This is a genomic window from Mesorhizobium sp. LSJC269B00, assembly GCF_000502815.1.
In the GTDB taxonomy this organism is placed as follows: domain Bacteria; phylum Pseudomonadota; class Alphaproteobacteria; order Rhizobiales; family Rhizobiaceae; genus Mesorhizobium.
In genome coordinates this window covers 59,764-84,067 of record NZ_AYVN01000008.1, presented here as the reverse complement: position 1 = coordinate 84,067, position 24,304 = coordinate 59,764, and the positions used below count along the sequence as shown (strand labels likewise).

Here is a 24,304-nt window from a genome sequence, read left to right as displayed (position 1 = left end):
CAACATGTTGCAAAAAAAGATCTGCATGCTGGGCGGTTTCGCTGTCGGAAAGACGAGTCTGGTCCGCAGGTTTGTGCAGAGCATCTTCTCAGAAACCTACTTGACCACCGTTGGAGTGAAAATCGACAAGAAGAGCGTCGCGCTGCCGGACAAAACCGTGGATCTGATTTTGTGGGATTTGGCCGGCGAAGACGATATCGGCTCATTCCGCGTCAGCTATGTTCGAGGTGCAACCGGGCTCGTGCTAGTCGTCGATGGAACCCGCGCTGCTACTCTTGCCGTGGCACTCACGCTGCGCGAACGGGTCGAGGCCGAATTCGGCGCCATGCCGTTCGTATTGCTGTTCAACAAGTCCGATCTGGCCGATCGGTGGGCGATATCGGATCGTGAGATCAACGAGTTGAGGCAACGTGGATGGCAAATCTATCTAACAAGTGCGCTCTCGGGCGAGCAGGTAGATGACGCCTTTCGTCAACTTGCCTTGATGGTCACCAAATAGACCATGCATGAATTGCCAAAAGAAGTCAGAAATTGGTTTTTCAATTTCTTCTTCGACGGGCACGCTGTCGCTTATCTGAAAATCGACCCTGAGCTTTGCATAGCTGCCAAGGGCGGTAATGTTGAACATTACGGGCTGTCATCACTTCGCATCGGCAAGCCTGTTGCCGAGCAGCTTGAATTCATGGAGGGTTTGCTGCCTTGCCCGGAGCTTCCGTTTCGCATGGACATGGTTGAACTGCCCGGCGGGCGTGTCGCCGACCTCCATTTTTTTGCTGACAATGCGTTCGTGTGGCTGCTTTTTCTGGACGCCACTGCCGAACGAGACAACAGGCAGCGGCTTCAACAGAAGGCCTATGAAATGACGCTCCTGCAAGAGAGGGAGCGTCAACTCAACGAAAAATTGCAATCGACGAACGAGGCGTTGAGGAAGAGCCAGGAGGGATTGGCGCGTGAATATCAGCGCGCCGAAAACCTGCTCCTCAACATTCTCCCGGCCTCGATCGCGGAGCGATTGAAAGCGCAAAAGAAAATTGCCGACAACCACGCAGAGGTGAGTGTGCTTTTTGCCGACATCGTCGGTTTTACGGAACGAGCGCGCAGCGTCGGAGCGGTGACGACGCTCGCTATATTAAACTACTTCTTCAAGGCGGCGGATCGGCTCTCTGAGCGATACGGCTGCGAAAAGATCAAAACAATTGGCGATTGTGTGATGGTGGTCGCCGGCCTGCCCACGGCGCGATCCGATCATGCAAAGGCCCTCACGCGCTATGCGATTGAGCTGCGCAAAGCGGTCAAGCGGGAACGCTTCGCAGGAGAGCCGATAAGGCTGAGAATTGGAATTCACTCAGGACCGATCGTCGCCGGCGTCATAGGCAAGAGGCGGTTCGCTTATGACCTGTGGGGTGAGACCGTTAATCTCGCCTCGCGTATTCAAACGTCCGCGGAGCCCGATGAAATCCGTATTTCCGATGCAACTTACCAGCTGCTTGGACCGAAATTTGCTTGCGACCCACTCGAGGAAACGGAATTGCGCGGTGCGGGTCGCGTGCGAATGTGGCGGCTCCCGAGCTGATCCGTCGCCTGCAGTGCGACCGTGGAGCGCCGATAGCGGGCGCCCGACAGGAGTTGGCGTGACCAGATCTTGCGATCGCAAAGCACCCTTTGCGCTTGCCCGGAAGGCATCTATTCTGGAGCACAGTGGCCGCTGGTGGGCATAGAATGTCGGTACTGCCTTTCTTGAGAATTTACGCGCCGCTAAACGCGGTGCTGGCTGCGCCTGGGCTTCTGGCGGTGGCTGCGCTCACGATGCCGAACATGTCCGGACGAAGCAGACTGCTTCTGGCTGCCGTGCTCGCTGTCATTTGGGCCGCCTATCTTCTGCAGATGGCTGAGACCCTGCTCAAGCGCTGGGCGGGAGACCTCAGGGACAGGACGCCGGCAATCGCGATCGATGTGCTCGCGGTTTTGGTTCCAGTCGCCGCATTTCTGCTCGACGGCACGCCCGACCGGAGCCTCTACTGTGCTGTCTGGCTGCTGAAGCCGCTGCGCGACTCGACCTTCTTCCCGCTGCTTGGCAGGGTTCTGGCCAACGAAGCGCGCAACCTGGTCGGCGTCACCACGGTCTTCGGCCTGGTTCTGTTCGGTGTCGCACTCGCGGCCTATGTCATCGAGCGCGACGTCCAACCGGAAAAGTTCGGCAGCATCCCCGAGACAATGTGGTGGGCGGTGGTCACGCTGTCCACTACCGGCTATGGCGACGACATTCCGCAAAGCTTCGCCGGCCGCGTCCTTGCCGGGGCTGTCATGATGTGTGGCATCGGCATCTTCGGGCTCTGGGCCGGCATTCTTGCCTCCGGCTTTTATCAAGAAGTCCGTCGCGAGGATTTCGTCCGCAATTGGCAATTGATTGCCGGCGTTCCGTTGTTTCAGAAGCTTGGCCCGGCCACGCTGGTCGAGATCGTGCGCGCGTTAAGGCCTCGCACGGTGCCGGCGGGCGCCGTGATCTGCCGCAGTGGCGAGACCGGTGATCGGATGTTCTTCGTCGTGGAGGGCCGCGTCAGCGTCGCGACGCCCAACCCGGTGGAGCTTGGCCCTGGCGCCTTCTTCGGCGAGATGGCGCTGATCAGCGGCGAACCGCGTATGGCGACCGTCACTGCCGCAACTTCTGTCTCACTCCTGTCGCTGCACGCGGCGGATTTCCAGATGCTGTGCAGCAGCAGCCCGGAAATCGCGGAAATCATCCGCAGGACCGCGCTCGAGCGGCGCGGCGCGGCGCCGGTGGCTTGACCGTACAGCCGATGGTGGCCCGGCTGGAACTGGATGGTACGGCTCTATCGACCACGCGCGAAGGTTCTGGACGGCACGTGGAAGGTCCCAGAGGCGTAGCCGGAGACCTAAACGTAGCCGATCCACTCTACCGGCGGCTCGTTGTTTGGCGCTGTGCGTCGACAGTTCCTGCCCCGCGGCCTTTCGGACGACCGGCTTTGGCTAAACTCTAATGCCTTAGAATCTTGCTTAGAAAAGCCCGGCTGCGGTCGGTCTTCGGGTCGGAGAAAAACGCTTCCGGCGTGCCGCTTTCGACGATGGCGCCGGCGTCCATGAACACCACGCGCTGCGCCACCTTGCGGGCAAAGCCCATTTCGTGCGTTACCACCATCATGGTCATGCCTTCCTCGGCCACCGCGACCATGACGTCGAGCACTTCGGAAATCATCTCGGGATCGAGCGCCGAGGTCGGTTCGTCAAACAGCATGATCTTGGGGCGCATGCCGAGGCAGCGCGCGATGGCCACACGCTGCTGCTGGCCGCCGGACAGCTGTGACGGGTAGGCGTTGACCTTGTCGGCGAGGCCGACCTTGGCCAGCAAGTCGCGCCCGGCCTGCTCGGCCTCGGCGCGGGGGATCTTGCGCACATGGATCGGCGCCAGCGTGACGTTTTCCAGCGCCGTCTTGTGCGGGTAGAGGTTGAACGACTGGAAGACGAAGCCGATCTCGGTGCGCAGCTGCGTCATGTTGGTGGCGGGGTCGCCGAGGCGCTGGCCGTCGACGACGAGGTCGCCATCCTTGATCGCTTCCAGGCCGTTGATGCAGCGGATCAGCGTCGACTTGCCCGAACCACTTGGGCCGCAGACGACGACCACTTCGCGCGGCTCGACGCTGAGCGTGATGTCCTTCAGCACATTGAGCGAGCCGAACCATTTGTTGACGCCGCGAAAGTCGATCATGCCCGTTTTGGTCAGGTTTGTCTTGGTCGGGCTTGGATTGGTCATGGCGGTCAGCCCTTTGGGTTCGATGTCACAGCTGCACCTCGCCATGCGCCGCGCCCATGCGGCGCTCCAGCCGGCGGGCGAGCATGATCAGCGGATAGCAGACGACGAAATAGCCGACGCCGACCAGGAAGAAGACCAGCAGGCCGTTGGGCACACGCTGCACCACCAGCCAGCCGACGCGGGTGAGGTCGGTCAGCCCGATCGCCGAGACGACGGAAGAATCCTTGATCAACAGTACATATTGCCCGACCAGCGGCGGCAGCACGATGCGCATCGCCTGCGGCAGCACCACCTGGCGCATGCGTTGCCAGCGCGACAGGCCGGACGCCAGAGCTGCCTCAACCTGGCCGGTCGGCACCGAGCGGATGCCGGCGGCGACGATCTCGCAGATGAAGCACGCGGCGAGGTTGGTGAGCGCGATGATGCCGGCGGTGAAGGCATCGAGCTCGATGCCGAATTCCGGCAGGATGAAGAAGATCAGAAAGATCTGCACCAGGAACGGCGTGCCGCGGATCAGGTCGACCCAGGCCCCGATCACGCTCGAGATCAGCCGGTTGCCGCCGGTGCGCAATATGCCGAGGCCGAAGCCAAGCAGCGTGCCCAGCACCAGGCTGATCGCCGACAGCATCACGGTCATGCCAAGGCCGCGCAAGGCGAGGGGGTAGCTGCCGGCCAGGCTTTGCAGCTGTTGCCAGATCATGTGCTGCTCCTTGCCGGCTGCAGACCGAGCCAGCGACTGGACAGCCCCGCCAGTCCTTTGAGGCCGTAATAGAGCAGCAGATAGAAGGCGGCGATGGTGATGAAACCTTCCGCCGGCATGAAGCGGTCGGACGCCAGCAACTGGCCGGCGCGCGTCAGTTCGGAAACCGAGATCAGCGACAAAAGCGCGGAATCCTTGACCAGCACGATCGCCTGGCCGAGCAGCGGCGGGATCGTCACCTTGAAGGCTTGCGGCAGGATGACCAGGCGCATGCGCTGGACATAGGTCATCCCCGAGGCGACGCCGGCCTCGACCTGGCCGCGCGGGATCGACAGGATGCCGGCGCGGATGATTTCCGCGACATAGGCGCCGCTGTTCAGCGACAGAGCGATGATGCCGACGACCAGCTCGGGCAGGACGAAGCCGAGACGCGGCAGGCCGAAATAGAGGAAGTAGAGCTGCGCCAGCAACGGCGTGGCGCGCACGGCATCGATATAGCCCTTGGCCAGCACGCGAAACAGCTGGCCGCGCTGCAGGTTCATGGCGGCGAGCACGATGCCGACGGCCAGCGCGCCCGCAAAGGACAGCGCCGACAGCCACACGGTCGTGATCAGACCCTGCCCGAACAGCGGCAGATATTCGACGATGGTGCGGAAGCTGAAATTTTCGAGCATGGCGGTGAATTGTGAATGGTGAATGGGGAGTAGTGAGTAGTAAGTGGTGAGCAGTGAAGGGCGTCCGGAATGGCCATTCACCATTCACCATTCACTACTTCCTACTCACTACTCCCTGCTTACCTCTGCTTAGTGATCCTTCTTCCAGGCGTCGGAATTGACCCAGTAGTCGAGGTTCTTCTGCAGGCGGCCGTCGATGCTGACCTGGTTGAGGAACAGGTTCATCCAGATCAACAGGTCCGGCTCGTCGTAGCGGGTGGCGAAGGCAAGCGGCTCCTTCGACAACAGGTCCGGCATGATGGTGAAGGTGCCGGCGGGATAGGCTGTCGACTGACCCTTGACCGCCGAGACGTCGTTGACGCCGCAATCGGCTTGGCCGTTGTTGACCGCGTCGAGCAGCAGCGGGCCGCCGCCCTTGTAGCTCTTGATGTCGGCATCCGGGAAGGCGTTCTTGGCTTCCTTTTCGCCGGTGGCGCCCAACAGCACGGCGATCTTGGTGCCCTTGGCCTTGCAGTCCTCGGTTGTCTTGAACTTGCTGTCGGCCTTCGTGAAGACGGTGCTGCCCGTATACATGTAAGGTGTGGTGAAGGCGACCTTCATGCCGCGCGCCAGCGTCGGCGTCATGTCGGCGACGAGCAGGTCGGCCTTGCCCGAAAGCAGCGCCGGGATCAGCCCGTCCCAATCATAGTCGAGGAAGGTGATCTTGACGCCCATTTCCTTGGCCATCAGTTCGGCGAGTTCGACCGAACTGCCGGTGCGCTCGCCGGCCGCGCCGACCAGCGAGAAGGGAGGTCCTTGCGTCTGTACCGCGACGCGCAGTTCGCCGCGCTTGGTGATCTCGTCGAGCGTTCCGGCACTGGCAGCAGCGGTCAGGCCCGCAAGCGCAAGTCCGGCGATGAAAAGCTTGGCAATCTTCATTTGGCATTCCTCCTGTTATCGTTGTTGTTCCACTTTGTTATTCCACCCTTTTGGGTGTTTTTTGAGCGGCGGCACCGTTTGCCGGCGGCAGCCACCGTTCGAAAATCCTCAGTCCCAGGCCACCGTCTCGGCAACCTTGATGCCACGCCTGGCCAGCTCGTCGAAGAACGGCCCGTCTGGCACATGCAGCAGCGGGTTCAAAAGCCCTGGTGTGGCGATCTCGCGCCGCGCCAGCATCTGCGCCACGATGCTGGCGGGATAGCCGACGCCAAGGCTCATGCCGAACAGGCCTGATGCCAGGTCGCGTTCGATGATCAGGTCCGACGTCACCGTTTTGGCGCGGCCGCCTTCGAAACCGGAAAAGACATTGCGCATCACGCAAAGGTCCTTCTCGTCGGCGCCATATTGCAGTTGCGGGCCGAGCAGACGGCCGAGAAATTCGCGTGGGCTGGCGCCGGTGCCGGGCACCTTATCTTCGGAGAGGAAGCCGAGTTCCTTCAGCGGCGCCCAGAACGCCGACCATCCCGGCCAGCGCAGCGTATAGCGGCCCGAGCGTTGCAATCCCTTGGCGGCTGCCAGCATCTCGACATAGTGCAGAGCGTCGCCATTGGGGAAAGCTTCCAGCCGGCCGAGGCCCGCGACCTCGATCTCGTGGATGAAGGCATTGTCGTGCTGTCGGCCGGCCGGCACTTCGACGCGCTTGCCATGCTCGATCATCACGCTGTCGCGGTTCTGGCTGACCAGAACCATGTCGAAATTCCAGCTTACCTTGTAGCAAAGCGGCTTCGCCATCGCCTTCGGTTCGGGGATGCCGCCGCAATAGGAATCGATCGAGGAGATCGTAGAGAACTGCTTTGCAGCGCGCGCATAGAGCACGAGGTCGATGCCGGGATCGAGCCCACATTCGGTCATGATCGAAACGCCGGCCTGTTCAGCCTCCGGCGCCAGATCGGCAATCGCCTTGCCGTAATTGGTAGTGACCAGCGGCGTGCGCGTTGCGATCGCGGCCTGCACCGCCTCGCGCATCAATGGCTGCGGCAACAGATCGATGGCGGCGTCGACATCCGCCAGCACGGTGGCAAGCGCCGGACCGATCGCGCCCTCGGGCATGACGAAACGCACGCGGGAAAGGTCGGTCAGCCCGGCAAGCCGGGCAGGGCCGTCAGCCGACGTATCGACGCAGACGACTTCCTCGACACCGGCGCTGGCGACGAGATCGGCGATGGCCGCCCGTCCCTGCAGGCCGAGGCCGCCGAGAACAGCTATTCTCATGCCGGCTCCTTGCGTGACGGTGTTTCTTCCGACCAGCAGCCTTCGGGAAGGCTGACCCATTTGTTGCATGAAGCCATGACGACGAAGGTTTCGCTGCGCACGACTTCGCCGGGAATGCCGGCGCCCGGAATCAGCTCGCTGGTGATGCGGTAGAGGTCGGCGACATCGCCGGCGACGGTCACGTCGACGATGATGTCGAAGCGCCCGGTGACCACCGAGGCCGAGTTGACGAAAGGCAGTTCGGCAATGCGCTGCGCCAGTTCCCGGGCGCGGCCACGTCCCTGAGCGTTGATGCCGACAATGGCCGAGATCAGCTCGGGGCGTTCGGTCAGATTGAGCAGCCCGACGATCTTCAAGAGGTTGCGGTCGAGCAGATTGCGCAACCTTGAGCGCACCGTCGGCACCGAGATCGCCATCGTCTCGGCGAGCCGGTTGATACCGGGCTGGGCATCCTGCGACAACAGCTTTACCAGCCGTCGATCGGTTTGATCGAGATGCTCACGCAAAAGGCAAGGCTTTCATAAAGGAGAAAAATGTGGTGGAATTTCTTCCTGATATGAAAATAGCCTACGAGATATTTATAATAACAGCAAGAGGTGAGTTTGTTGCTACGCTGATCGAATCGATTGGAACATCGCTACCGCCGCAGCTGTCAGCGCCGCATTGCCGGATGCCGCCGCGCCATCCGGCAGATGCTTCCCATCCTCCAGCCCGACGCGCGTCGACCAATTGCGATCCGCGGCACGGCGCACGAACGGCCACACCGTCGCGTTCTCGCCATGCAGCAGGATGGCACGGCGAATGCCGGCGCGCTCCAGGACCTGTTCGATGCCGCCGGCGACCGCAAAAGCCTCGTCTAGCGTCTGCTCGGAAATCTCGATCAGGACGCGCAGCACGCGCCCGCCATGGTCGAGGCTGACGAGGCGCTCGGCGTCGGCGACCGAGGCCAGACCCGCCTCGATGCCGATGCCGCGCTGGCGCAGGCTCTCCATGACGATGGGTGCCGCCGCCTCGCTGAGATTGACGGAGGCATAGTCCGGCAATTCGCGCCAGCCGGCGATGGCGACCAGCGTGCTTGTATCGTCATTCTCGATCCAGGCGCCGGTGGAGACGCCGATCAGCGTACCGGGGCAGGCACGGCGCAGCCCTGCGATGGTCGGATCCATCGCTGCCGGCGCAAGGCTCTCGCGGCGGTCCGCGCTGCGGGCATGGACATGCAGCTCAGCTGCGCCCGCGGCAATCGAAGCCGCCCCGTCGCGCGCCATAGCGTCGGAGTCGAGCGGCAGTGTGGGGTGAAAATCGGCGGCGCGCGCGCCATTGATGCAGGCCTGGACGATCATGGCTCTCGCGATCCTGTTGCGGATCGCGCGAGCCTACCGCAGGGCAGGGCGGAGAGGGAACGGGCGTGGTGAAGATTGGTGACAGGGTGCCGCTTCTGCGGAGGTTGCGGTATCGGCCCAGGACATACCATATAGCGGGACAGGACACGCCACGGGCGATCCTTACCCCTTTGCCGGACTGCCGGCCAGAAGGATTTGCGATGGCTGAGTTGAAGGTCAGGACCCGTGTCACCGGCGCGACGGCGACGCTTCAGCCAGGCGGCTTGCCGGCTGTCACGACGCCGACCGGCGGCGCGGTCGACGTAGTCACCGGCGTGAGCGCGCCGGGCTTCAATCCGCTCGACCTGCTCTACGCCTCGCTCGCCGCCTGCATGGTTCTGAGCGCGCGCATCGCCGCCTCGCGCCTCGGGGTTGCCGCCGAGCTTGGCGAGGTGCGCGCCGAAGTCAGCGGCGAGAAAGCCAAGGACGAGCCGTCGCGCGTCGAAAGGCTCAACATCAGGCTCGACATTGCAGGCGATCTCGACGCGGCGACGAAACAGCGGATCGTCAAGGACGCCGAGGCGATCTGCACGGTGTCCAACACGCTGCGCGCCGCGCCGCAATTGCATACGACGCTTGGGTGAGGGCTTCGCAGAATGCCTCCCTACCACCAACCAAGGACCGTCCCATGGCCATGATCCCGCCGATCGACTACGCCTCGGCATCGCAAGAGATCCGCGCCGAGCACGACAGGGAACTTGGCCTGCGCGGGCGCATGACCAACATGAAGCGCATCCTGCTGCATTCACCGGCGGCCCACCGCATCTATGCCGAATGGTTCACCCTGCGCGATCTGCTCAAGCCCACGCTCGACGACCGCGCCATCTGGCTGTTGTCGCTGGCGGTCTCCGAGAGATGCCGCGCCGAGATACCGCTTACCTTCTTCCGCCGCGCGCTGATCGATGGTGGCCTTGATCCCGAGGCAATCCAGCCAACTTCCGACGAGGCGTTGCTGATCGAATTTGGCAAGGCAGTCGCCGCCGATGCCAATGTCATTCCGAACGACATCTGGGCAGCGCTGAAGGCTCGCTATGACGACACACTGCTGGTCAACCTCGTCGCCTTCGCCGGCATCATGGTGGCGACCTGCGTGTTCACGAATGCGGTGAGGGTCGATCTGGACCCTGAGTTGGAGGCGTATCGCCGCAAGGGTGCCGATCCGGTCTGATGCGATCGATACGCAGTCGATCTGCAGTGGATATCGCCCAGAAGGATCCGCCGTAGTAGCCGGCTCCAAACAGCAAAAGTGTTTCCACCTGGGAGTCCGCTTCTTTTCCTATGGCTGTCCAGATGCTGATGCCGAGAGCATTCGAAATCGCGCTATCGATCTCGACCTTCACATTGGGGTCGGTTTGTCTCAAGAACCTCAGCGCAACCTCCATGGAAATCGGAAACAGCGACGCGCCACCCAGTTCCAAGATCGCAGGCGAGGTGAATTCTAGCGCTTCGAGTGCGCCATCGGCCTTGTAATAGGCGAATACTCCAAGGTCCGGCCAATAGTCGGCCGGAACGCTGGTTGGGCTCCGCCGGAAGACCTTGAGCTCTCCTGAAAAGAAGGATCTGACAGTCGCCTTAGACGATCCGAGAGGAAGCCCTTTGACGCCATTTAGCGGTTCGATCGAAAGATGCATGTACACAGTTAATCGCTGCCGGCAGCAGATGACAATGTTCGTCGCAGGAATCGGGTGGCCCAGGCGCCTCGTTCGCCCCACTTTGACCGCAAGCAAAGGAGGCATCCATGACCATCCATTCGATAAGCACCAAACGCGCAGCCCATTCGGCCGAAGCGCGCGCCGCAGCGCAGGACTGGAGTGCTCTGATCGGCGACCTGAACAGCCACGGCAGCACCGTCATGCCGGCGCTGCTTTCACCCGAGGAGTGCGCCGAGATCGCCGGTCTCTATCCGCATGAGGACCATTTCCGCAGCCATGTGGTGATGGCCCGCCATGGCTTCGGCAAGGGCGAGTACCGCTATTTCCGCTATCCGCTGCCGGATCTGGTCGGTGGCCTGCGCACCGCGCTCTATCCGAGGCTGGCCGGCGTCGCCAACGACTGGAACGAACGCATGGGCGTGGCACAGCGCTATCCCGATGACCACGCCGCCTTCCTCCAGCTTTGCCACGAAAGCGGCCAAACGCGGCCGACGCCGCTTCTCCTGCAATATGGCCCCGGCGACTTCAACTGCCTCCATCAGGACCTCTATGGCGATCTCGCTTTTCCCCTGCAGGTGGCGATCCTGTTGTCGCAGCCCGGCGAGGATTTCACCGGCGGCGAATTCGTCCTGACCGAACAGCGCCCGCGCATGCAAAGCCGTGCCGAAGTGGTGCCGCTGACCCGGGGCGATGCGGTGATCTTTGCTGTCCACAACCGCCCGGTGCAAGGCACGAAAGGCCATTACCGCGTCAACCTCAGGCACGGCGTCAGCCGCCTGCGCTCCGGCAGGCGGCATACAGTGGGGATCATTTTCCACGACGCGAAGTGACAATTCGTCGGACACAGCCAAAGCACCTCACTACCGCTGCTTATTGACATGGCGAGTTCGGCGGAACAGTCTCCGCTTGTGTAAGAGAGGGGCATTTATGAAACGATCCTATGAGAAGCCGACACTCGTCAGACGGGGCAAGCTCGCCTCGCTCGCCGCCCAGCAGGTGCCGTCAATAGAAGCGGAAGTGCCCGCACCGAACTGAGTACAGAAGCTGGTTCAAAAACAGCCCGTTGCGCAAAATCGCGCGGCGGGCTGTTTTGCATTCTGGAGGTGCGGACCGCAGCGGCTTTTGCGCGCGGCGTCAAATGGGCGCTTCCTCTGGCGCGGCCGATCGCGTAAGGGCCGGGGAAAATCCTCCAAGGTTCTTCCAGTCGCATGATCCGTCTTGAAAGCATCAGCAAACAGAACGGCCGCCAGCTTGTCTTCATCGAGGCCTCGGCCTCGCTACAGAAGGGCGAGAAGATCGGCCTTGTCGGTCCGAACGGCGCCGGCAAGACGACTTTGTTTCGCATGATTACCGGCCAGGAGCAGCCCGACGAGGGCCAGGTGCAGGTCGATCGCGGCGTCACCATCGGCTATTTCAGCCAGGATGTCGGCGACATGGCCGGCCACAGTGCTGTGGCCGAAGTGATGAACGGCGCCGGGCCGGTCAGCGACGTGGCGGCCGAAATGGCCGAACTCGAGGCGGCCATGGCCGATCCCGAGCAGGCCGACCGGATGGATGAGATCATCGAGAAATATGGCGAGGCGCAGCACCGTTTCGAGGAACTCGACGGCTATGCGCTCGATGGCCGCGCCCGCGAAGTGCTGGACGGCCTGGGCTTCAGCCAGGAAATGATGGACGGCGATGTCGGCAAACTGTCCGGCGGCTGGAAGATGCGCGTGGCGCTGGCCCGCATCCTGTTGATGCGGCCCGATGTCATGCTGCTCGACGAACCGTCCAACCATCTCGATCTCGAAAGCCTGATCTGGCTGGAGCAGTTCCTGAAAGGTTATGAGGGCGCGCTGCTGATGACCTCGCACGACCGCGAGTTCATGAACCGCATCGTCAACAAGGTGGTCGAGATCGACGCCGGTTCGCTCACCGCCTATTCCGGCAATTACGAATTCTACCAGCAGCAGCGGGCGATCGCCGACAAGCAGCAGCAGGCGCAGTTCGAGCGCCAGCAGGCCATGCTGGCCAAGGAGATCGCTTTCATCGAGCGCTTCAAGGCGCGGGCGTCACACGCCGCCCAGGTGCAGAGCCGGGTGAAGAAGCTCGACAAGATCGATCGTGTCGAGCCGCCCAAGCGCCGTCAGATCGTGAATTTCGATTTTCAGCCGGCGCCGCGCTGCGGCGAGGATGTCGTGACGCTGAAGAACGTCCACAAGGGCTATGGCAGCCGCTCGATCTATGAGGGGCTAGACTTCCAGGTCCGCCGCCGCGAGCGCTGGTGCATCATGGGCGTCAACGGCGCCGGCAAGTCGACACTGCTGAAGCTGGTGGCCGGCGCGTCTGACCCGGATGCCGGCACAGTTGCTCGGGGGCCGAGTGTGAAAATGGGCTATTTCGCCCAGCACGCCATGGAGGTGTTGGAGGGCGAACGCACCGTGTTCCAGACGCTGGAGGACGCGTTTCCGCAAGCCGGCCAGGCGCCGCTCAGGGCACTCGCCGGCTGCTTCGGCTTTTCCGGCGACGAGATCGAGAAGAAATGCCGGGTTCTGTCAGGCGGCGAAAAGGCGCGCCTGGTGATGGCGCTGATGCTGTTCGATCCGCCCAATCTTCTGGTGCTCGACGAGCCGACCAACCACCTCGACATCGCGACCAAGGAGATGCTGATCACGGCGCTGTCGCAATACGAAGGCACCATGCTGTTCGTCTCGCACGACCGCCATTTCCTGGCCGCACTCTCCAACCGCGTGCTGGAACTGACGCCAGAAGGCATCCACACCTATGGCGGCGGCTATACCGAATATGTGGAGAGGACCGGGCACGAGGCGCCGGGGCTGCGGACCTGACGCAGGTCCTGCGTCCGCATTTGCGTCCAGCAAAGCCAGGATTTGTCAGCTCGCCGCCAGCCATTTGCGCGACTGCGCGAAGGCCTTGAAGGCTTTGGCATCCATCGGGTAGCCGAACAGGAAGCCTTGCAGGATGTCGCAGCCAAGCTCTTTCAGGATGCGCGCGTGCTCCATCGTCTCGACGCCCTCGGCGATCACTTCGATCCCGAGCGACTTGCCGATGTCGATGATGGACGACACAAGCTGCCGCTGTGCGGTTGAGCTGGTGATGGGGGTGACCAGCTGGCGGTCGATCTTGAGGCGACGGGGCCGCAACTTCAACAGCGAGACGATCGAGGCATGCCCGGTGCCGAAATCGTCGATCTCGACGTCGATGCCGAGCCCCTTGATGTGTTCGATGTTCCAGCTGACCAGCTCGTCGTTTTCGTCGAGGAAAATCGACTCCACCAGTTCGAACGACACGGTCCCTTCCTTGATCGGAAGCTTGCGCAAACCCTTGATCAGGTCCCTGTCTTCCAGGCGCCGTGCGGAAACGTTGACCGAGACGCGCGGGATGTTGAGGTGGCTGCGCGACCAACGCTCAAAATTATCGAGCGCCTGCTCCAGGACGGTGCGGTCGATAAGCGCCACGACATTAAGTTCTTCAGCCACCTTGATGTAGGCGTCGGGGGTCAGCATGCCGCGTTGCGGATGATCCCAACGCGACAGCGCCTCGACGCCGACGATCTCCAGCGTCTTGGCGTCGAACTGCGGCTGATAGTAGACGATGAATTCGTTCCGCTCGAGCCCGCCCAGAATCTCGTCGGCGGTCTGCTTGGTCCGCACGATCTCGCTCTGCAGCTCTTCGTTGAAAAACTCGTAGCGGTTGCGGCCGCGGCCTTTCGCCCGGTACAGCGCCAGATCGGCATTGACAAGCAACTGCCTTGCATCGACGCCGCTATTGGCCGCAATGCCGATGCTGACGCCGAACCGGCACTGGTGACCCAGATAGTCGACCGGCTGGCGCATCGCATCGATAATGTGGTCGGCCAGCGCGGCGAGTTCCTTGTCGTCGCGTCCATGGCTCAGCACGACAAACTCGTCGCCGCCGATGCGCGCAACGAAATCGGCACTGCCGACGCTGGCCTTGATGACTTTCGAAGCATGCACCAGCAATGCATCGCCCGCTGCATGGCCGAGCGTGTCGTTGATCTGCTTGAACCGGTCAAGGTCGAGATGCAGCAACGCCGCACGGCCGTCGGCTTCGCGGTTTTCGGCAAGCATCTCGTCCAGATACCGACGGTTGGGCAGACCGGTCAGCGAATCATGCATCGCGACATGCTCGATGCGGGCTTTGGCCAGGTTCAGTTCGGCATTTTTCGATTCTGAAAGGCGACGTTCACGCACGAGATTCTCGTTGAGCAGCACGTCGCCTGTCACATCCCATTCGGCGCCGATCATTTTTGGCGTGCCGTCGATGTCCCGGAAGAAACTGGCGCGGGTGCGCACATGGCGAATGGTGCCGTCCGGCCGCAGGAGCCGATACTGCGAAGAGTAGGGGCCTTGTGTTGCAACAGCCGAATCGAAATCTGCTTTAGCCCGTTCGAAGTCTTGGGGATGGATCGCCAGCGCCCAGTCGTCATAGCTACGGGTCTTGCCGCCGCCGGGTTTGCCATAGATTTCGTTGATGCGGTCGTCCCATACGAGTTCGTTGCTGACGGTATCGTGCTCCCACACGCCTATAGCAGAGGCTTCCAACGCCAGCTCCAGCCGCCGGGACAGGCGCCTCAACTCGGCGTCACTTTTCTGCCGCTCACCGAAAAGACGTCCTGCCACGAGGATCGGCAGCACCACCAGCGCGCCGGCAAGCGCCATGAGCAGACGCAACAGCCACTCATTTTTCGGAGCGGTCGGCCAGCCGCCCTTCGGTATGGCTGAAATTTGCCAGGAGCCTGAAGGCAATTGCACCTCTGCCATCACCGGATTGCCGGACACGACATTATCGCCGCCGAAGAACAGTTCCCCGCCGCCGCCGAGCGCATCCTTGCCGATAAGCGCCACATCGATATCCAGATCAGGGTCGGTCAGTCCGCTGGCAGCGTAGAGCCGATCGACATCGATCACGGCCGAGACGATACCCCAGAAACGGTCGCCGCCACCCGCCGTCGGCACGAAGACCGGGATACGGCCGATGAAGCCACGTCCGCCTTGCGCCAGTTTGACCGGCCCGGCGAGCACCAGCGCGCGCTGGTCACGGGCGCGAAGCGCGGCCATGCGTTGCGTATCGCTCTTGCGGTAGTCCAGCCCGATGGCTTTTTCATTGCCTTCCAGCGGATACATCAGCGCGATGACGAGGTCGGGGGCGCCGGCAATATCGCGCAACTGCGATTTTTGCTCGAACAGATTACGGGCGAGTGCCGCAAATCTTTGCTGGCCCATATAGGGCTCGGTAACGATTGTCGAAACGAGACCCTGAACCAGCTGGAGATTGCCGCCTATGTTGCCTTCGAGCTTGGCGCGTATGATGTTGACCTTGGCCAGGACGTCGGCGCGCGCCAGCTGATCGGAGACCTCTCTGTTCCTCTGGTCGGCAACCAGGGCGCAGACGAGAAGCACGACAAAGGCAATCGCCGCCGGCAAGTTGGCGGAAGAAAAAACGGCCCGTTTCAACCGGCCGGAATTGAGCATTGCACCTGCCAACTCGATCCGAAGACCTTTCCAGGACAGTAGTCCTTCGGTCGACCATAGTAGCTAAAGCTTAAGTTTGAGCTTCGAGACGAATCCGAGAACAAACGGTAAGCTTTTGGCTGCCAGGGTCCAGCCGAAATCTGAATGAGTGTCCGAAAGTAGGACGCCAGGTTGCAGCGTTCTGCAACCCAGCGGCGAAGTCATATTCGCCTCAGATTGCAACAAGCCGCCTGATCTTGCCGCGCGGGCCCTTGCGGGAGGCTTACTTCCCAGCCATTTGACCGGCCAGCGCCTGCGCCTGGGCGAGCAGCGCCGGGAAAGCCGGGTCAGTCGGCAGGCGCTGCGCCATGCAGGCCCGGTAGTCGCTGTCGCCCTTGTCCCAGGCGGCGTTGGAGGAATCGAACGCTTTTTCGTCCTTCAGGTCCGATGCCTGGTAGGCCTCCTGGAATTTCTGCGCGGCGGCGTCCGCAGCAGCCCACACGGCGTCGCAGGCGGCGATCTTCGGAACGGCTGGGGCTGCCGGCGCTGCGATAATTCTCACGCTGTTGCCTTTGACGAGCGTAATGACGACTTCCTGCTCGTAGATCGGCCCGACGTCCTGCGTCCAGCCGCCGAGCCGTGCGAAGGCGATGTCGGCGCCCTCGGGCTTCTTCAATGGAAAGTCGAGCGTTCCCTCGAAGGCGGCGTCGCTGTTGATCGCCTGGGTGTAGAAGGCATCGAGCTTAAGCGCCTCATCGATGCCGACGGGCAGTTTGAAACTCTCGTCGGTCTCGGCGGTTCTGGACTGGAGCCAGCGCTCCAGCAGCCCTCGCGTCGTTGCCACCAGGCTAGGCCCGTCGTCGTCCTTGGTGTATCGCAGCCCATCGAGCATGCCATAGCCGATATCGGAGTCGCTGAGGCTTTCGATATTGATTGTGCCGGTTGGCGGAAAGTCCTTGACCGCCAGCGGGCCGACGATGCCGGCAAGACGATGCTGGAGATCGGCCAAGGCCTTCTCGTTCTCAGCGTCGATGGTCTCGATTGCCGCGTTCGCGCTGTTCAGCGCCGCGATATCAGCCATCGCCTTGTCACGCGCGGCGACATAGTCGTCCTCCGGCGAGGCCGCGAAAGCCACGCTGCTCACCAGCGCAAACAGAAACGTCCAGACCCACCGCATGATATAAACCCTGCTCTACGTTCGATTCCAAGGATACATGACAACATTGGGCTGAAAAAAGACGGCGTGGAGCTGCAGATCTCTCCCCTTGATGGGGAGATGGCCGGCAGGCCAGAGGGGGTCGCCGCGCGTGAAGCGCTGACTCCTTTTGCAGCGCGAGACGACGTTAGCGCTTCACGCGCAACGACCCCCTCTGTCGCCTTCGGCGACATCTCCCCCTCGAGGGGGGAGATTGGCGCCTACATCACCCTTTGCGCTTCTCCACCTCCGCCTTCCTCAGCAAAAACCGCTGAATCTTGCCGCTCGGCGTCTTCGGCAGCTCGGTGACGAATTCGACCTCGCGCGGGTAGGCGTGCGCCGACAGCCGTTTCTTGACGTGCTGGGCAAGCTCTTCGGCGAGGTCGGGGTTGCCCTTGTAAGCCGGCACCAGCACGACGAAGGCCTTGACGATCTCTGTGCGCTGCGGATCGGGTACGCCGACCACGGCCGCCTCGTTGACCGCCGGATGCTCGATCAGCGCGCTTTCGACGTCGAACGGGCCGATGCGATAGCCGGCCGAAGTGATGACATCGTCGGCGCGGCCGATGAAGGAGACCGAACCGTCCGGCTCGTACTCCACCGTGTCGCCCGTGCGGTAGTAGCCGCCCCTGATCGCCGGCGTTTGCGCCTGGTGATAGCCGTCGAACCAGCGCAGCGGCGACTTCGCGATGTCGACGGCGAGGATGCCGGGCTGGTTGGGGCCGAGCTCGTTGCCGGCCTCGTCCAGTACCACCATGCGATATCCGGGCATGGCGAAGCCGGCCGAGCCCGCGCGAACGACATGCGAGAGCCCATGATGGTTGTTGACCATCATGCCGTTCTCGGTCTGGCCGTAATGGTCGTGAATGGGCGCGGCGAGATTTGCGTCGAACCAGCGGATGACTTCCGGGTTGAGCGGCTCGCCGGCGCTGCTCACCACGCGCAGTCTGCCTTTGACGCGGGCCGCAGCTTCCGCGCCTTCCGCCATCAGCAGGCGATAGGCGGTCGGCGAGCCGGCAAGGCTGGTGACGCCGAGCCGCTCGATGATGTCGTAAGTGCTCTTGGCGTTGAAGGCGCCTTCATAGAAGGTCGTGGCGATGCCGAGCTGCAACGGGCCGGTGATGGCGTAATAGAGGCCGTAGGCCCAGCCGGGGTCGGCGATGTTCCAGAAGATGTCGTCGGGCAGCAAGCCGATCGCGTCGCGCATATAGGCGCCGAAGGCGAGCAGGGCGCGAAGCGGCACCGGCACGCCCTTGGGCAGGCCGGTCGTTCCCGACGTCGACATCATCATGAACAAGTCGTCGCCCTTGCGCATCACCGGCTGGCACTCGGGCGAGGCGGCGGCAAGCGCGGCGCGGAAATCGATGTCGCCTGCAGGTAGCACACCGCCATTGCCAAGAATGGTGGCGATTTGCGCTGATGTCTCGACCTCGTCGAGCTTGCCGCGATTGGCCGGGTTGGTCACCACGATCCTGGCGCCGCTATAGCCGAGGCGGTGCTCGATGGCTTTCGGACCGAAGGCGGTGAACAGCGGCTGGTAGACCGCGCCGATGCGCCATGTCCCGAGGATCAGCGCCACCAGTTCGGGGACGCGCGGCAGCATGCCGGCGACGACATCGCCGGCACCGACCCCGGCGGCCTTGAGCACATTGGCGGCGCGCCCCGACATGTCGGCGAGATCGTCGAAGCTGAATTCGCGAAGCTCACCGCCGGCCGAGATCGCGCGCAGCGCCAGCCGGTTTTGTCCGGTGTAGCGGCCGCAGCATTCGACATAGGCATTGATGCCGGTTCCAGGGTTGCCATACAACTGCGCGATCTCATCTTCGATGCGAAAGCGCTGAGCGGCATCCTCATAGCGCGGCATTTTGCTCATGGCGGTCCTCCCCTAGGCGGCGCCCATCTCCCTTGGAGCGCCTTATCGGTCAGATTGCCTGAAATTGCTGCGCTGGTCGATTACGGCGATAGTCGGGGGATGCGAAGGATCGCAGCGCAGCGACAATCCGCGCGCAGCCACTGGAGTTGACCGAACCGTCCATCCGGCCGATAGCACCGCCAGAATTGCCCCGAGGCCCCAATGACCCCAGACTCAACTTTCGATGACGCGGCCACAGCCGACGAAGAACGCGATGCCGACACCGCCTGGCAAAACGACATCCGCGCGGGCGTGCGCCGCGTCCGCGATCTCGCCTCCCTGCCGCTGTCACCCGCCGAGCGCGCGGCGGCGCAGGAGGCGGTCGTACGCCACAAGGTGCGTGCCCCCAAAACCTATCTCGACCTGATCGACTGGAACGATCCCGCCGACCCGATCCGCGCGCAAATCATTCCATCGCCGGATGAGCTGACGGAAACGGAAGGCGAGCTCGACGATCCGATCGCCGACCATGCCTTCAGTCCGGTGCCGCGACTGACGCACCGCCACGCCGACCGCGTGCTGTTGTTTGCGACCTACCAATGCGCGGTCTATTGCCGCTTCTGCTTCCGCAAGGAGTCTCTGACCTCGATCGGCCGCGGCTATACGCGCGAGGCGCTCGAAGACGCCTTTGCCTATATCGAAGCCCATACCGAAATCCGCGAAGTGATCCTGACCGGCGGCGATCCGCTTTCGCTGCCCGACAAGGCGCTGGCTGAAATCCGCGCCCGCATCGAGGCGATCGCGCATGTCAGGCTGCTGCGTATCCACACGCGCGTGCCTGTCGTGCTGCCGGCGCGCATCACGTCGGGGCTGGTTGGCGCCTTGCAGGGCCGGCTGATGGTCACAATCGTCACCCATTTCAACCATGCGCGGGAGATCACGCCGGCCACCGAATTGGCCTGTCGCGTCATGCGCCAGGCAGGCTTCGTGCTGCTCAACCAGACCGTCCTGCTCAAGGGCGTCAACGATACGGTCGAGGTGCTGGAGGAACTCTGCCGCGAACTGATGTACCGGCTCGGCGTCAAACCCTATTACCTGCACCATGGCGACCTCGCGCGCGGCATGGCGCACAGGCGCACCACGATTGCGCAGGGACAGGCGCTGGCCGGCGCGCTGCGCGCCCGCCTGTCGGGCATCTGCAATCCGATCTATGTGCTGGACCTGCCGGAAGGCGGCGGCAAGGTGCCGCTCGGGCCATGCCATGTCGAGGGACGGGAAGGGCAGGACTGGCGCATCCGCGGCCAGGATGGCGAGGTGAGGGTATATCGGGAGGTGGTGGTGTAGGCACGGCGCAGCGGCGCCAATGACCGCCCCACATTGTCGATCAGAACGACCGATCGCACCAAACTATCGCCACGACGCGTTCGCCTGCATTCCGTATGTTGACATAAAGATATCCTTATGTGATGGTTGTCGCCTCAAGGATAAAAAATGTCGCAGAATTCTGCATCGCTGGACGCATTGTTCGGCCCCGTCGCGGCCAGACCCGATGGGTCCGAAGTGCTTGCGGCGCTGACGGCAGCGGCACGCGAGCGCATCCTCATCCTCGACGGCGCCATGGGCACGCAGATCCAGGGTCTCGGTTTCGACGAGGAGCATTTCCGTGGCGAGGCTTTTGCCGGCTGCGCCTGCCACCAGCAGGGCAACAATGACCTCTTGATCCTGACGCAGCCGAAGGCGATCGAGGAGATCCATTATCAATACGCCATCGCTGGCGCTGATATCCTCGAGACCAACACCTTCTCCTCGACCTCGATCGCCCAGGCGGATTACGGCATGGAGGATGCCGTCTACGCGCTGAACCGGGACGGCGCGCGGCTGGTGCGTCGGGCAGCGGCGAGGGCACAGCAGGAGGACGGCAAGCGGCGCTTCGTCGCCGGCGCGCTCGGGCCGACCAACCGCACCGCCTCGATGTCGCCCGACGTCAACAATCCCGGCTACCGCGCGGTGACCTTCGACGAATTGCGCCTGGCTTATGGCGAGCAGTTGCGCGGCCTGGTCGACGGTGGCGCCGACATCATTCTCATCGAGACCATCTTCGACACGCTGAACGCCAAGGCGGCGATCTTCGCCTGCAACGAGATTTTTCTCGAAAAGGGCGTGCGTTTGCCGGTGATGATTTCCGGCACCATCACCGATCTCTCCGGCCGCACCTTGTCGGGCCAGACGCCGACCGCCTTCTGGCATTCGGTGCGCCATGCCAGCCCCTTCACCATCGGCCTCAACTGCGCACTCGGCGCCAATGCGATGCGCGCGCATCTGGCCGAAATTTCAGGCGTCGCCGACACCTTCGTCTGCGCCTATCCGAATGCCGGCCTGCCCAATGAATTCGGCAGATACGACGAGAGCCCGGACTTCATGGCCGCGCAGATCGAGGATTTCGCCAGGGAAGGGCTGGTCAATGTCGTCGGCGGCTGCTGCGGCTCGACGCCGGAGCACATCCGGGCGATTGCCGAGGCTGTCAAGAAGTATCCACCGCGCGCCATTCCCGAGATCGAGCGCAAGATGCGCCTGTCGGGGCTGGAGCCGTTCACGCTGACCGATGAGATTCCCTTCGTCAATGTCGGCGAGCGCACCAACGTCACCGGCTCGGCCAAGTTCCGAAAACTGATCACGGCGGGCGACTATGTCCCCGCGCTCGACGTGGCGCGCGACCAGGTCGCCAATGGCGCCCAGATCATCGACATCAACATGGACGAAGGCCTGATCGATTCGAAAAAGGCGATGGTCGAGTATCTCAACCTGATCGCCGCCGAACCGGACATCGCCCGTGTTCCGGTGATGGTCGACTCCTCGAAATGGGAGATCATCGAGGCCGGGCTGAAATGCGTGCAGGGCAAGCCGCTGGTCAATTCCATTTCGATGAAGGAAGGCGAGGAAGCGTTCCTGCATCACGCGAAGCTGGTGCGCGCCTATGGCGCGGCCGTGGTCGTCATGGCCTTCGACGAGGCCGGCCAGGCCGACACCAGGGCGCGCAAGGTCGAGATCTGCACCCGCGCCTACAAGCTGCTCACCGAACAGGCCGGCTTCCCGCCCGAAGACATCGTCTTCGACCCCAATGTCTTCGCGGTCGCCACCGGCATAGAGGAGCACGACAATTACGGCGTCGACTTCATCGAGGCCACCGGCGAGATCACCGCCACGCTGCCGCATGTGCATATCTCGGGCGGCGTCTCGAACCTGTCCTTCTCCTTCCGCGGCAACGAGCCGGTGCGCGAGGCGATGCACGCAGTGTTCCTCTACCATGCCATCCAGCGCGGCATGGATATGGGCATCGTCAATGCCGGCCAGCTTGCCGTCTACGACACGATCGAACCGGGACTGCGCGAGGCTTGCGAGGACGTCGTGCTCAACCGCGCGCCCAGGGCCGGCGGCACCGCCACCGAACGCATGCTGGAGATCGCCGAGCGCTTCAAGGGCACCGCCGGCAAGGAAGCCAGGGAGCGCGATCTCGCCTGGCGCGACTGGACGGTCGAGCGGCGGATTTCGCATGCGCTGGTCAACGGCATCACCGAATTCATCGACGCCGACACCGAGGAAGCGCGCCTCGCATCCGAGCGGCCGCTGCATGTCATCGAAGGCCCGCTGATGGCCGGCATGAATGTCGTCGGCGATCTGTTCGGCGCGGGAAAGATGTTTCTGCCGCAAGTGGTGAAGTCGGCGCGCGTGATGAAGCAGGCCGTGGCCGGATTGCTGCCGCATATGGAGGCCGAAAAACTGGCCAACGCCGCCAATGGCATCGACAATGGCGAGCGCCAGACGGCCGGCAAAATCCTGATGGCGACTGTAAAGGGCGATGTCCACGACATCGGCAAGAACATCGTCGGCGTCGTTCTGGCCTGCAACAATTACGAGATCATCGATCTCGGCGTCATGGTGCCGGCGGCAAAGATCCTGCAGACGGCGCGTGAGCAAAATGTCGACATCATCGGCCTGTCCGGCCTGATCACCCCGTCGCTGGACGAGATGGTGCACATGGCCGCCGAGATGGAGCGTGAAGGCTTCGACATTCCGCTGCTGATCGGCGGCGCCACGACCAGCCGCGTGCACACGGCGGTGAAGATCCACCCGCGCTATTCCAAGGGACAGACGGTCTATGTCAACGACGCCAGCCGGGCGGTCGGCGTCGTCTCGTCCTTGCTGTCGAACGAGACCAAGGGCGGCTACGTCGACACAGTGCGGGCCGAGTACGAAAAGGTCGCCGACGCGCATGCCCGCTCCGAGGCCGACAAGCGGCGGCTGCCGCTGGCCAAGGCCAGGGCCAATGCGCACAAGGTCGACTGGTCGACCTATGAGCCGCCGAAGCCGTCCTTCACCGGCGTCAAGGTTTTCGGCAACTGGGACCTGACGGAGCTCGCGCGCTACATCGACTGGACGCCGTTCTTCCAGACTTGGGAGCTAAAGGGGCGTTACCCCAAGATCCTCGACGACGAGAAGCAGGGAGCCGCCGCGCGCCAGCTTTTCGAGGACGCGCAGGCGATGCTGAAAAAGATCATCGCGGAAAAATGGTTCGCGCCGCGCGCCGTCATCGGCTTCTGGCCGGCGAACACCGTCGGCGACGACATCAGGTTGTTCACGGATGAGGCACGCTCGCAGGAACTGGCAACCTTCTTCACGCTGCGCCAGCAGCTGACCAGGCGCGACGGCAAGGCCAATGTCGCGCTGTCGGATTTCGTCGCGCCTCAGGACATAGGCAAGCCGGATTATATCGGCGGCTTCATCGTCACCGCGGGGATCGAGGAGGTGGCGATATCAGAGCGCTTCGAGCGCGCCAATGACGATTATTCCTCGATCATGGTCAAGGCGCTGGCCGATCGTTTCGCCGAAGCTTTTGCCGAGCGCATGCACGAGAAGGTGCGCAAGGAATTCTGGGGCTATGCATCAGACGAGAAGCTGGCGCCCGACGAACTGATCGGCGAGCCTTATCGCGGCATCCGCCCCGCGCCCGGCTATCCCGCGCAGCCCGATCATACCGAGAAGGCGACCTTGTTCCAACTGCTGGATGGTGAGCGCAATGCCGGCGTCAGCCTGACCGAGAGCTATGCGATGTGGCCGGGCTCATCGGTGTCCGGCATCTATCTCGCGCATCCCGAAAGCTATTATTTCGGCGTCGCCAAGGTCGAACGCGACCAGGTCGAGGACTATGCCCGGCGCAAAGCCATGCCGCTGGCCGATGTCGAGCGCTGGCTCGGCCCGATCCTCAACTATGTCCCTCAGCACTATGCCGAGGCGGCGGAATAGCGGCTGCGACGTGGCCCAATGGCTGCTCGACCGCTCCCTTGATTTTTCACCGTCGAAAAAAATCGCGCCGCACCCGGTTCTCGGCGAGCTGCCGGTTGTCGGTCGGTCAGACTTA

19 protein-coding genes are annotated in these 24,304 nt (G+C 62.8%); 9 read left to right on the top strand and 10 right to left on the bottom strand.

The genetic code is table 11. From position 1 onward, the window contains the following. Window positions 1-4: 4 nt before the first annotated feature. The 3 genes from X771_RS145410 to X771_RS145420 all read left to right on the top strand — a co-directional run bounded on the left by X771_RS145410 (window position 5) and on the right by X771_RS145420 (window position 2,787). On the top strand, window positions 5-499 hold the full coding sequence (locus tag X771_RS145410) for a Rab family GTPase (protein ID WP_023689040.1): 495 nt from the start codon (window positions 5-7) through the stop codon (window positions 497-499). Between the two features lie 3 nt (window positions 500-502). Beyond that, the gene (locus tag X771_RS145415) at window positions 503-1,573 is read left to right on the top strand and encodes an adenylate/guanylate cyclase domain-containing protein (RefSeq protein WP_023689039.1); all 1,071 of its coding nucleotides are present in this window, start codon (window positions 503-505) and stop codon (window positions 1,571-1,573) included. 146 nt (window positions 1,574-1,719) lie between these two features. Further along, window positions 1,720-2,787 (top strand): cyclic nucleotide-gated potassium channel, encoded by a 1,068-nt coding sequence (locus X771_RS145420; RefSeq protein ID WP_023689038.1) that lies wholly within the window; start codon window positions 1,720-1,722, stop codon window positions 2,785-2,787. A 208-nt stretch (window positions 2,788-2,995) separates the two neighbouring features. On the opposite strand, the gene X771_RS145425 is transcribed toward X771_RS145420, so the two are convergent. From X771_RS145425 to X771_RS145455, 7 genes are all read right to left on the bottom strand, one after another. Then, window positions 2,996-3,724: an amino acid ABC transporter ATP-binding protein gene (locus X771_RS145425; RefSeq protein WP_023670319.1), complete on the bottom strand. Its 729-nt coding sequence runs from the start codon at window positions 3,722-3,724 to the stop codon at window positions 2,996-2,998. A gap of 70 nt (window positions 3,725-3,794) precedes the next feature. Then, window positions 3,795-4,469, bottom strand: a complete 675-nt coding sequence (locus X771_RS145430; protein WP_023684787.1) for an amino acid ABC transporter permease — start codon at window positions 4,467-4,469, stop codon at window positions 3,795-3,797. Then, a complete protein-coding gene (locus X771_RS145435; RefSeq protein ID WP_023684788.1) occupies window positions 4,466-5,143 on the bottom strand; it encodes an amino acid ABC transporter permease in 678 nt (225 codons plus the stop codon). The genes X771_RS145430 and X771_RS145435 overlap by 4 nt, the downstream gene beginning before the upstream one ends. A gap of 129 nt (window positions 5,144-5,272) precedes the next feature. Then, a complete protein-coding gene (locus X771_RS145440) occupies window positions 5,273-6,061 on the bottom strand; it encodes an ABC transporter substrate-binding protein (protein ID WP_023684789.1) in 789 nt (262 codons plus the stop codon). Between the two features lie 108 nt (window positions 6,062-6,169). Next, window positions 6,170-7,333 (bottom strand): saccharopine dehydrogenase family protein, encoded by a 1,164-nt coding sequence (locus X771_RS145445; RefSeq protein ID WP_023689037.1) that lies wholly within the window; start codon window positions 7,331-7,333, stop codon window positions 6,170-6,172. Continuing rightward, window positions 7,330-7,839: an Lrp/AsnC family transcriptional regulator gene (locus X771_RS145450; RefSeq protein WP_023670324.1), complete on the bottom strand. Its 510-nt coding sequence runs from the start codon at window positions 7,837-7,839 to the stop codon at window positions 7,330-7,332. The genes X771_RS145445 and X771_RS145450 overlap by 4 nt, the downstream gene beginning before the upstream one ends. Window positions 7,840-7,941: 102 nt before the next feature. Next, window positions 7,942-8,673 (bottom strand): 3-keto-5-aminohexanoate cleavage protein, encoded by a 732-nt coding sequence (locus X771_RS145455; protein WP_023689036.1) that lies wholly within the window; start codon window positions 8,671-8,673, stop codon window positions 7,942-7,944. 200 nt (window positions 8,674-8,873) lie between these two features. Between X771_RS145455 and X771_RS145460 the strand changes: the two genes are divergently transcribed. From X771_RS145460 to X771_RS145480, 4 genes are all read left to right on the top strand, one after another. Continuing rightward, window positions 8,874-9,296: an OsmC family protein gene (locus X771_RS145460; protein ID WP_023689035.1), complete on the top strand. Its 423-nt coding sequence runs from the start codon at window positions 8,874-8,876 to the stop codon at window positions 9,294-9,296. A gap of 44 nt (window positions 9,297-9,340) precedes the next feature. Further along, the gene (locus X771_RS145465; RefSeq protein WP_023689034.1) at window positions 9,341-9,880 is read left to right on the top strand and encodes a hypothetical protein; all 540 of its coding nucleotides are present in this window, start codon (window positions 9,341-9,343) and stop codon (window positions 9,878-9,880) included. A gap of 570 nt (window positions 9,881-10,450) precedes the next feature. Then, window positions 10,451-11,194 carry a 2OG-Fe(II) oxygenase gene (locus X771_RS145475; RefSeq protein WP_023689032.1) on the top strand — a complete coding sequence of 248 codons (744 nt, stop codon included), beginning with the start codon at window positions 10,451-10,453 and terminating at the stop codon, window positions 11,192-11,194. A 378-nt stretch (window positions 11,195-11,572) separates the two neighbouring features. Then, window positions 11,573-13,195 (top strand): ABC-F family ATP-binding cassette domain-containing protein, encoded by a 1,623-nt coding sequence (locus X771_RS145480; RefSeq protein ID WP_023689031.1) that lies wholly within the window; start codon window positions 11,573-11,575, stop codon window positions 13,193-13,195. Between the two features lie 45 nt (window positions 13,196-13,240). On the opposite strand, the gene X771_RS145485 is transcribed toward X771_RS145480, so the two are convergent. The 3 genes from X771_RS145485 to X771_RS145495 all read right to left on the bottom strand — a co-directional run bounded on the left by X771_RS145485 (window position 13,241) and on the right by X771_RS145495 (window position 18,909). Then, window positions 13,241-15,862 (bottom strand): EAL domain-containing protein, encoded by a 2,622-nt coding sequence (locus tag X771_RS145485; RefSeq protein WP_023827696.1) that lies wholly within the window; start codon window positions 15,860-15,862, stop codon window positions 13,241-13,243. A gap of 262 nt (window positions 15,863-16,124) precedes the next feature. After that, a complete protein-coding gene (locus X771_RS145490; RefSeq protein ID WP_023689029.1) occupies window positions 16,125-17,018 on the bottom strand; it encodes a hypothetical protein in 894 nt (297 codons plus the stop codon). Window positions 17,019-17,262: 244 nt separating this feature from the next. Continuing rightward, a complete protein-coding gene (locus tag X771_RS145495) occupies window positions 17,263-18,909 on the bottom strand; it encodes an acyl-CoA synthetase (protein WP_023689028.1) in 1,647 nt (548 codons plus the stop codon). A gap of 201 nt (window positions 18,910-19,110) precedes the next feature. On the opposite strand from X771_RS145495, the gene X771_RS145500 reads away from it, so the two are divergent. Continuing rightward, window positions 19,111-20,232 (top strand): KamA family radical SAM protein, encoded by a 1,122-nt coding sequence (locus tag X771_RS145500; RefSeq protein ID WP_031202855.1) that lies wholly within the window; start codon window positions 19,111-19,113, stop codon window positions 20,230-20,232. A 147-nt stretch (window positions 20,233-20,379) separates the two neighbouring features. Continuing rightward, on the top strand, window positions 20,380-24,189 hold the full coding sequence (gene metH, locus X771_RS145505) for a methionine synthase (protein ID WP_023689026.1): 3,810 nt from the start codon (window positions 20,380-20,382) through the stop codon (window positions 24,187-24,189). The last annotated feature ends 115 nt before the right edge of the window (window positions 24,190-24,304 follow it).

Coding starts and splice junctions, on each gene's coding strand:
- X771_RS145410 (WP_023689040.1), top strand. CDS start 5: ATGTTGCAAAAAAAGATCTGCATGCTGGGCGGTTTCGCTGTCGGAAAG.
- X771_RS145415 (WP_023689039.1), top strand. CDS start 503: ATGCATGAATTGCCAAAAGAAGTCAGAAATTGGTTTTTCAATTTCTTC.
- X771_RS145420 (WP_023689038.1), top strand. CDS start 1,720: ATGTCGGTACTGCCTTTCTTGAGAATTTACGCGCCGCTAAACGCGGTG.
- X771_RS145425 (WP_023670319.1), bottom strand. CDS start 3,724: ATGATCGACTTTCGCGGCGTCAACAAATGGTTCGGCTCGCTCAATGTG.
- X771_RS145430 (WP_023684787.1), bottom strand. CDS start 4,469: ATGATCTGGCAACAGCTGCAAAGCCTGGCCGGCAGCTACCCCCTCGCC.
- X771_RS145435 (WP_023684788.1), bottom strand. CDS start 5,143: ATGCTCGAAAATTTCAGCTTCCGCACCATCGTCGAATATCTGCCGCTG.
- X771_RS145440 (WP_023684789.1), bottom strand. CDS start 6,061: ATGAAGATTGCCAAGCTTTTCATCGCCGGACTTGCGCTTGCGGGCCTG.
- X771_RS145445 (WP_023689037.1), bottom strand. CDS start 7,333: ATGAGAATAGCTGTTCTCGGCGGCCTCGGCCTGCAGGGACGGGCGGCC.
- X771_RS145455 (WP_023689036.1), bottom strand. CDS start 8,673: ATGATCGTCCAGGCCTGCATCAATGGCGCGCGCGCCGCCGATTTTCAC.
- X771_RS145460 (WP_023689035.1), top strand. CDS start 8,874: ATGGCTGAGTTGAAGGTCAGGACCCGTGTCACCGGCGCGACGGCGACG.
- X771_RS145465 (WP_023689034.1), top strand. CDS start 9,341: ATGGCCATGATCCCGCCGATCGACTACGCCTCGGCATCGCAAGAGATC.
- X771_RS145475 (WP_023689032.1), top strand. CDS start 10,451: ATGACCATCCATTCGATAAGCACCAAACGCGCAGCCCATTCGGCCGAA.
- X771_RS145480 (WP_023689031.1), top strand. CDS start 11,573: ATGATCCGTCTTGAAAGCATCAGCAAACAGAACGGCCGCCAGCTTGTC.
- X771_RS145485 (WP_023827696.1), bottom strand. CDS start 15,862: ATGCTCAATTCCGGCCGGTTGAAACGGGCCGTTTTTTCTTCCGCCAAC.
- X771_RS145490 (WP_023689029.1), bottom strand. CDS start 17,018: ATGCGGTGGGTCTGGACGTTTCTGTTTGCGCTGGTGAGCAGCGTGGCT.
- X771_RS145495 (WP_023689028.1), bottom strand. CDS start 18,909: ATGAGCAAAATGCCGCGCTATGAGGATGCCGCTCAGCGCTTTCGCATC.
- X771_RS145500 (WP_031202855.1), top strand. CDS start 19,111: ATGACCCCAGACTCAACTTTCGATGACGCGGCCACAGCCGACGAAGAA.
- metH (WP_023689026.1), top strand. CDS start 20,380: ATGTCGCAGAATTCTGCATCGCTGGACGCATTGTTCGGCCCCGTCGCG.